This window comes from Streptomyces sp. (assembly GCF_031181555.1).
Classification (GTDB): domain Bacteria; phylum Actinomycetota; class Actinomycetes; order Streptomycetales; family Streptomycetaceae; genus Streptomyces; species Streptomyces fimbriatus.
Genome location: NZ_JAPSKQ010000067.1, coordinates 24718 through 32186, shown reverse-complemented (window position 1 = coordinate 32186; position 7469 = coordinate 24718). Strand labels below are relative to the sequence as shown.

The 7469-nt window shown below is 74.2% G+C and carries 8 protein-coding genes; 4 read left to right on the top strand and 4 right to left on the bottom strand.

What is annotated here, in order from left to right:
- Together RIM90_RS16020 and RIM90_RS16015 are read right to left on the bottom strand one after the other, a co-directional pair.
- The coding region (locus RIM90_RS16020) for a VOC family protein (RefSeq protein ID WP_309061383.1) at positions 1 to 332 on the bottom strand (332 nt) is incomplete at its 3' end.
- A 28-nt stretch (positions 333 to 360) separates the two neighbouring features.
- Positions 361 to 774, bottom strand: a complete 414-nt coding sequence (locus RIM90_RS16015; protein WP_309061382.1) for a DUF3224 domain-containing protein — start codon at positions 772 to 774, stop codon at positions 361 to 363.
- A gap of 134 nt (positions 775 to 908) precedes the next feature.
- On the opposite strand from RIM90_RS16015, the gene RIM90_RS16010 reads away from it, so the two are divergent.
- Positions 909 to 1625: a PIG-L family deacetylase gene (locus tag RIM90_RS16010; protein WP_309061381.1), complete on the top strand. Its 717-nt coding sequence runs from the start codon at positions 909 to 911 to the stop codon at positions 1623 to 1625.
- Positions 1626 to 1676: 51 nt separating this feature from the next.
- Here RIM90_RS16010 and RIM90_RS16005 read toward each other — a convergent pair whose 3' ends face one another.
- Complete coding sequence (locus RIM90_RS16005; protein ID WP_309061380.1) at positions 1677 to 2423, bottom strand: class I SAM-dependent methyltransferase; 747 nt, start codon at positions 2421 to 2423, stop codon at positions 1677 to 1679.
- Positions 2420 to 4399, bottom strand: a complete 1980-nt coding sequence (locus RIM90_RS16000; protein ID WP_309061379.1) for an alpha/beta hydrolase — start codon at positions 4397 to 4399, stop codon at positions 2420 to 2422. Before RIM90_RS16000 ends, RIM90_RS16005 begins: the two co-directional genes overlap by 4 nt.
- 311 nt (positions 4400 to 4710) lie before the next feature.
- On the opposite strand from RIM90_RS16000, the gene RIM90_RS15995 reads away from it, so the two are divergent.
- The 3 genes from RIM90_RS15995 to RIM90_RS15985 all read left to right on the top strand — a co-directional run.
- A complete protein-coding gene (locus RIM90_RS15995) occupies positions 4711 to 4965 on the top strand; it encodes an acyl carrier protein (protein WP_309061378.1) in 255 nt (84 codons plus the stop codon).
- Entirely contained in the window at positions 4962 to 6449 is a 1488-nt protein-coding gene (locus tag RIM90_RS15990; protein WP_309061377.1) for an AMP-binding protein, read from the top strand. Before RIM90_RS15995 ends, RIM90_RS15990 begins: the two co-directional genes overlap by 4 nt.
- Positions 6450 to 6480: 31 nt before the next feature.
- On the top strand, positions 6481 to 7469 hold a 989-nt coding region (locus RIM90_RS15985), incomplete at its 3' end, for a polyketide synthase dehydratase domain-containing protein (RefSeq protein ID WP_309061376.1).

The following is a 7469-nucleotide window of genomic DNA, read 5'->3' as shown; positions in this document are numbered from 1 at the left end:
CCGGCCGGATCCTGGTAGACCCGCCACTTGTCGCCGCCCGGCTGGAACTCCGGCTTGGTGGCGCCCAGTTCCAGCACCTGCTTCTCCGCCGCGTCCAGATCCGGGACGCTGAAGTCGAGGTGGAACTGCTTGCCCGCGTCCGGCCAGCTCGGCGGGGTGTGGTCGGCGACCCGCTGGAAGCCCAGCCGCACGGAGGAGTCGCCCATCAGGTAGGTGTTGTTCTCGCTGCTGAAGATCTCTTTCCACCCGGTGAGCTTCCCGTAGAACTCCGCGAGCGCCTTGGGGTCCCTGCAGTCGAGCGAGATGGCGGCGAGAGCGCCGACGGTCTCCATGCTTCTTCCCTCTCCTGTGACCGAGAACTCAGTCGGTCGGCAACACGTAGTTCAGGACGAACGAACTGTGTCCGTCCGGACCGACGTTATCGCTCTTGTACGTGCCCTCGCCCTCCAAACCGGCCAGCTGTGCCGTGCCCGAGCCGGGGACGACGGTCATCGTCGCCTCGGCGGTCCCGGGACGCACCACGCCCTTGACCTCGAGGACGAAGCTGCCCGTGCGGCCTTCCAGCTCACCGACGACCCGCTCCAGCCCGTAGAAGGGGCTGGTCCCGTCGCGGTGCCCGAGGATGAGGCACTCCTGGGTGCTGGTCGCCGTCAGGTCACCGGAGTAGTGGTTCACCACCTGGCCGTGGAAGAGCATCATGGCCTCCTCCTGGGCGGCGAAGGGGCGCGGCTTCCAGGGCTCCCACTTCATCACGCCGGTTGCCGTCCTGCTCATGGGTCTCCTTCGCACATCTCTCGGCACGACGCGGCGGAATACCGCGCGCACCGGCCATGTTCACGCTTCACCGGCGCCGGCTGCTGTGCAATTTTGAGCATTGGCGGGGACTGGCCGCATGCTAACTTCCCTGCATGAGTGAGGAATTGAAACCGTTTCCGGACGACTGGAACACCGCCCTGGCGGTGGTGGCTCACCCCGACGACATCGAGTTCGGCGCGGCCGGCGCCGTGGCCGCCTGGACCAAGGCCGGGAAGACCGTGACCTACGTGCTGGCCAGCAGGGGAGAGGCCGGAATCGACGGCATGTCCCCGGCCGAGGCCGCACCCGTCCGCGAGGCCGAACAACGGGAGAGCGCGAAAATAGTGGGCGTCTCCTCGGTCGAATTCCTGGATCTCTCCGACGGCACCATCGAATACGGCACTCCGCTGCGCCGCGCGATCGCCGAGGCCATTCGCCGGCACCGGCCGGAATTGCTGATCACTTTCAATTTCCATGACCGTTTCAGCAGCGGCCGATGGAATTCCCCCGACCACCGCAACCTCGGCCGTGCGGCGCTCGACGCCGTCGCCGACGCCGCCAACCGGTGGATCTTCCCCGACCTCGACGAAGAACCCTGGAGCGGCGTCCGCCACCTGGCCGTCGCCAACTCCCCGCACCCCACCCACGCCGTGGACGTCTCCGGCTCGCTGGACCAGGCCGTCGCCTCGCTGGAGGCGCACCGCGCCTACCTGGACGGGCTGCGGCCCCCGGTGAGCGACGTACGCGGTCCGCTCACCGCCCTGGCCGCGCAGACCGGAGAGCGGTTCGGCGGCCGTCCCGCCATCGCCTTCGAGGTCATCCCCTGCTGAGGCCGGTCCGCGACTCCGCCGCGGACCGGACCCCGCCGCGTCCCCGCTCCGTCACTTGCGCAGCACCGTCAGCCAGGAGCGCCAGACCTGCTCCCGGGGCCGTTCCGGCTCCGGGAGCGCCCGGAGCGCGTCGATCACGGGCACTACCAGCCGCTGCCAGTCGTCGTCGGTCACGTCCCACAGGTAGGGAGGCACCCGCTTCTCGAGGCTGGTCGCCAGCCGCTCCGGGCTGGTCGCCTGCACGTACGCCGCGTCGGGCCCCTGCTCGACGGCGCGCAGCCCCACCGCTGCCGCCGCCTCGACCAGCCGCCCGGGGGCGTCCGGACGCTCCGGCCGCAGCGGGGCCAGCCGCTCCAGGGCCGCCACCATCGGGTCGTCGTCGGCGAACGGGTCGCCGTGCACCGCGACCAGCCGGCCGCCCTCACGAAGCACCCGTCGCGCCTCGGCGAGCGCGGCCCCCATGTCGCCGACCAGGTGCAGCACGTGGACGCAGACCACGTTGGCGAAGGCGCCGTCCCGGCAGGGCAGCGCACGGGCGTCGGCGCACGCCAGTCGGCCGCCGATGCGCTCACCGGCCTGCCGCAGCATCGAGGGGGAGACGTCCACGCCGAAGACGGTGTGACCCAGCTCCAGAAGTCCGGCCGCCACGGCCCCGGTGCCGACGCCGACCTCCAGGGTCGGCCCGCCGGGCACCAGGTGGGGGGCGACGGCACCGGCGGACTGGCGCCCGCGGTCCATGCCGCCCCGCAGGGTGTCGTAGTCGCGCGCCACCCGCTCGAACGACTTGGGGGTGCTCACCTCGGTTCCTCTCCGGCCGTCCCCGTGACGACCTCGTCCGCCGGCGGTGTACGGTCCGCCGGATCCCGCCAGAATCCCTCCAGCACCTCCGCCAGCAACGCGGCCCGGTCGTACAGGAACTGGTGCGTGGCCCCGGTGAACTCCGCGTAGTGGCCCCGCGGGAACCGGGCGGTGGCGGCGCGCAGCCGGGTGCGGGACACCACCCGGTCGTACTCCGCGCCCAGCGCGAGCACCGGCACGGACACCTCCGGTGCGCGGTCGGCGCTGTCGTCGGCCCAGAACCCGAGCATCGCGGCGGCGTAGCGGACCAGGGCGTCCTCGTCGCGGAACGGTGCCCGCACCAGCTCGCGCAGGTCGCGGTGAGTGGCGGCGAGCACGCCCCCGGCGGACTCGGGCGCGGGCTCCGGCTGCCCGAACAGCCGCAGCAGACGCCCGGCGGCGGCGGGCCGGGCGTGCACCGTGCGGCACAGCGTGTGCAGGCTGCGTTCGTACTCCGTGTCGAGGCCGTCCTCGCGCCCCGCCACACGGAACGATCCACTGAGGAAGGCCAGCGACGCCACCCGCTTCGGATGCGCACGCGCCAGGGCCACGGCCTCCTTGGGCCCGGTGCACCAGCCCACCAGGTGGGCCGGGCCGACGCCCTCGCGCTCCAGCACGGCGGCCGTCTCCGGTGCTCCCATCGGCTCGGACGGCTGGACCAGCAGGACCCGTCTTTGCGCCGCCAGCCGCTCCATCAGCGGATACCAGAAGCCGGGGCCCTGTCCCAGCGCCCCGACGAACACCACCGGGAGCGCGTCGGTGCCGCCGGGAGGCGGCCCGGCGGTGCGGTACACGACCGTTCGCTTCCCGTCCCGGGCGGGGACCGTGCCCGTGCCGAGCGTTCGGACGAAGACGGCTCTCCCGCGGGACCGCTCCTCCCGCGCGGCCGTCTGTCCCCCGCGGACCGCCCGCAGCAGTCCCCGTTGCGCCGGCGGGCGCAGAGCGGCGACCTCCGCACCGGGCCCCAGCACGTCGCACGCGTCCAGGACATCGTCCGGTCGGGCACCGCCCTCCAGTACGCCGGTCGACCGCCGGCACAACAACCGGTCCACGGCGTTGAGTTCGCCGGAAGCGGTGACGGCGGTCAGGCGGATGCCGTACACGTCGGAGATCCGGTCGCACAGCTCGGCGAGAGGCGTGGCGTGCGGGGACGACAGGCGGCACACGCGGCCCGCGGTCACCGCCGACTCGGTCAGCGCGAACAGCAGGCGTGCGGCGTCCTCGGCGGGCAGCAGCGGCAGGGCCGCACCGGGCGGTGCGAGGAGCCGCAGTGGCTCACGCTCGAACCAGCCGGGTGCCCGGGCCCGCACCTCCGTGACCGTCTCCTCCACCGCGGCCAGCAGCCGGTGCAGTCCCGCCGGCGCACCCGGCGTCCGCCCGTCCGCCGCGACGGGGCAGGCCACCCGCAGCACCCGCAGGGGCAGGCCCAGGCGCGCGCACTCCCCGGCGGCCGCCCGTTCCATGGCGGCCACCACCTCCGCGACCGCGGCGGCTGCGGGCGGCACGCTCACCGTTCCCTCCCGCCCGGCGAGGGACGGGAGCGGCATCGGCACCGCGGCCTCCGCGGCACCGACCAGGACGACCTCGCCGGCCCCCGCCCGGGACAGCGCGGGCAGCACCGCGCGCACCAGCTCCGCGTCCCGGCGAGCGTCAAGGACCGGAGCGGGACCGGCGCCGCCGGTCACCAGCCAGGCCACCGCGCCCGGCGGAACGCTCCCCGGCAGGCCCTCGGCGGGGCACACGCGCAGGCGGTCCGCCCCGGCATCCGTTCCGTGGGCGGCGGCCACCGACTCCACGGCTCGCCGCAGGAGATCCCGCGACGGGCCGCCGCCGTTCCGGTCCAGCAGAGTCACCCGGTCGCCCCGGGCCAGGCCGTGCGCGGCGATCCGCGCGGCCAGGCGGACGTCCGAACCGCCCACCACCAGATCGCTCACCATGCCGCTCAGGCTCTCAACCCGCCACCTGGGCGTCTGCTCAAAAGTGAGCGGCGACGGCCCGACCGCCCGCCTACCGTCCTGCGCTGAGGTTCACTCGACCGGGGCCCGGGCGCCCGGCCCTGCCCACCTCTCGCCCGTTCCGCGACGTCGCGTCCGACAGGCACCCGCCGGAACTCTTCGGGCCGGGCGTGGCCCGCACCCGGGACCGCACGCACCCACACCGTGGTCCCGTTCTCGGGCGGACGGCGGGAGGGCGACGACAGGACCCCTCACCGCACCGGGCCACGACGGGGGGAAGGATCCGACTGGACGTGTCCGACACCATCGACGACCGACTCGACGCCCTCATACGGGCCGCGCTGCCGACCGCACCCGACGGCCTGGTGCTCACGGCCGACCTGCCGCTCGCCGCCTACGGACTGGACTCCGTCGGCACCGTCGGGCTGATCGCGGCCCTGGAGGACGCCTTCGGCTGCACGGTGCCCGACGAGGAACTCGTCCCCGCCAACTTCCGTACGCCGGGGGCCGTCAGGGCCCTGCTGACCCGACTGGAAGTGACCACATGACGGACCGGCTGCTCGACGACTGGTTCCGTGACGGCCTGGCCGCCAACCCGCACGGTCCCGCCCTGCGGGCCGGCGCCGACCTCCTGGACTACACCGAGCTGGACCTGCGGGCCCGAGCCTGGGCGGCGGCCCTGACCGCGGACGGGCACCGGCCGCGCCGCGTCGGCCTGCTCGCGGGCAAGAACGCCGACACCTACGCGGCGTTCCTCGGGATCCTCTACGCCGGGGCGGCCGTCGTGCCGCTCGGCGCCGACGTCCCCGCCGAGCGCAACGCGGCCGTCGCGGACGCCGCGGGCATCGACGCGCTCGTCACCGGCGAGGCGCGCGCGTTCGCCCCGGGCCCCGGCGTACGCGTGCTGACCAGGCCCGACCCCCCGGGTGCCGCCGCCTTCCGCGGACCGGCCGGCCGGGAGCCGGGGGACCTGGCCTACATCCTGTTCACCTCCGGATCCACCGGCCGTCCCAAGGGCGTGCCCATCACCCACCGCAACGTCAGCGCCTTCCTCACCGCCGCGCTGCCCCGCTACGACGTCGGGCCGGGCGACCGGTGCAGCCAGATCTACGAGTTGACCTTCGACCTCGCCGTGCTCGACCTCTTCCTCGCCTGGGGCACCGGCGCCTGCCTCTGCGCGCTCACCCGGCTCCAGGCCCTCAGCCCCGAACGGTGCGTGCGCACACACCGGCTGACGTTCTGGCACAGCACGCCGAGCCTGATCGCGGCCGCCGGCCGCTCCGGCCTGCACCCCGGGGGCCTGTCCCGGCTGCGCTACGCCGTGTTCTGCGGCGAACCCCTCCCCGTCACCGTCGCCCGCACGGTGCGCACCGCCGCCCCCGGCGCCGTCCTCGACAACATCTACGGCCCCACCGAACTCACCATCGCCTGCACCGCCTACCGCTGGCACATCGATGACGAGCCCGACTGGTCCACACCGACCGTGCCCATCGGCGTGCCCCTCGACGGAATGGACTTCGTCCTGCTCGGCCCGGACGGACGGCCCGCCGACGACACCGGAGAACTGTGCATGACCGGGCCCCAGATGTTCGGCGGATACCTGGACCCCGCCAACGACCGCGGCCGCTTCGTCGAGCTGCGCGGGCGCCGCTGGTACCGCACGGGCGACCGCTGCCTCCTCGACGGCAAGGCGGGCCTGGTGCACCTGGGCCGTGACGACTCCCAGGTGAAGATCCAGGGCTACCGCGTCGAACTCGCCGAGGTCGAGGAGGCGTTGCGCCGCGCGGTCCCGGGACGGGACGCCGCGGTCTGCACCGTCGACACCGCGCGGGGAACCGAGCTCGCCGCGTTCCTCATCGGGGCGCCGCCCGACTCCGCCGACGTGCAGACCCGCCTCGCCGGCCTGCTGCCCGCCTACATGCTCCCCCGCCACCTGTGGGTGCTGCCCGAGGCACCGCTCAACCGCAACGGCAAGACGGACCGTGCGGCCCTGCGCGCCGAGGCGGCCCGCCGCGCCGGCTCCGGCTCCTGAGCGCGGAGAGAAAGCGAAAGAGGACCCCACCATGCCCGACCGCACGATCCGGTGCCGGCTGCTCCTGCGCCACACCGACTTCGTCATGCGCAACCACCGGGTGCACGGAGTCTCGGTGCTGCCCGGAGTCACCTTCCTCGACATCGTCTTCCGGGTGCTCGCGGCACAAGGCGTGGACCGGACGACAGCGGTCCTGCGCGACGTGCTGTTCACCGAGGTGGTGGCGACGGCCGAGGGGATCGACCGGGAGATACGGCTGACCGTCGCTCCGGAGACCGGTGGCGCACGCGAGGTCGTCGGTGAGAGCCGTGCCCTGCGCGACGGCACGCCCGTCACCGGCTGGGCGCGGAACTTCTCGGCGCGGCTCACCACCACCGACGAGCCCGAACCCGTGCTCGACGCGGACGCGCTGAAGAGGGCCGCGACCGCCCGCGGCGACATGGCGGAGCTGTACGCCCGCGCCCGTGAGGAGCGCATCGAGCACGGGCCCCCGATGCGCTGCCGGGGCACGCTGTACCGGGGTGTCCACCGCGGTGCGGGCCTGCTGGCCGACATCGAACTGGAGCGGGACGAGGCCGGCCTGCTGGACCGCTTCCACCTGCACCCCGGCGCCCTGGACGCGGCCTCCCTGGTGGCCTTCGCCCAACGACCGTCCCCCGGCGAGCCGTTCATCCCGGTCTTCATCGAGTCCTTCCGCGCTCCGCGGCCGCTGCGGGGGCGCGTGTACGTGTCGGTACCGCACGCCGAGGAGTACGCCCCCTCGGGCGACCTCGTGCACAGCGACTGCGCGATCCATGACGGAGCCGGCGCCCTTGTGGCCGAGTTCCGCCGGCTGAGCTGCAAGCGCATCCGGCACAGCGGGTTGGTCACCCGGCTGCTCGACGTGGACGGGGACGGTCCGGCCACCGGAGCGGAGGGGCCCGCGGAGGCGGGGGCGGCCGGGGGGACGCGGGAGCACGAGTACGGCCCGTCCGCCGCGACGGACGGTGCGGGCGCCGCGAGGGACGGTGCGGGCGCCGC

Coding starts and splice junctions, on each gene's coding strand:
- RIM90_RS16015 (WP_309061382.1), bottom strand. CDS start 774: ATGAGCAGGACGGCAACCGGCGTGATGAAGTGGGAGCCCTGGAAGCCG.
- RIM90_RS16010 (WP_309061381.1), top strand. CDS start 909: ATGAGTGAGGAATTGAAACCGTTTCCGGACGACTGGAACACCGCCCTG.
- RIM90_RS16000 (WP_309061379.1), bottom strand. CDS start 4,399: ATGGTGAGCGATCTGGTGGTGGGCGGTTCGGACGTCCGCCTGGCCGCG.
- RIM90_RS15990 (WP_309061377.1), top strand. CDS start 4,962: ATGACGGACCGGCTGCTCGACGACTGGTTCCGTGACGGCCTGGCCGCC.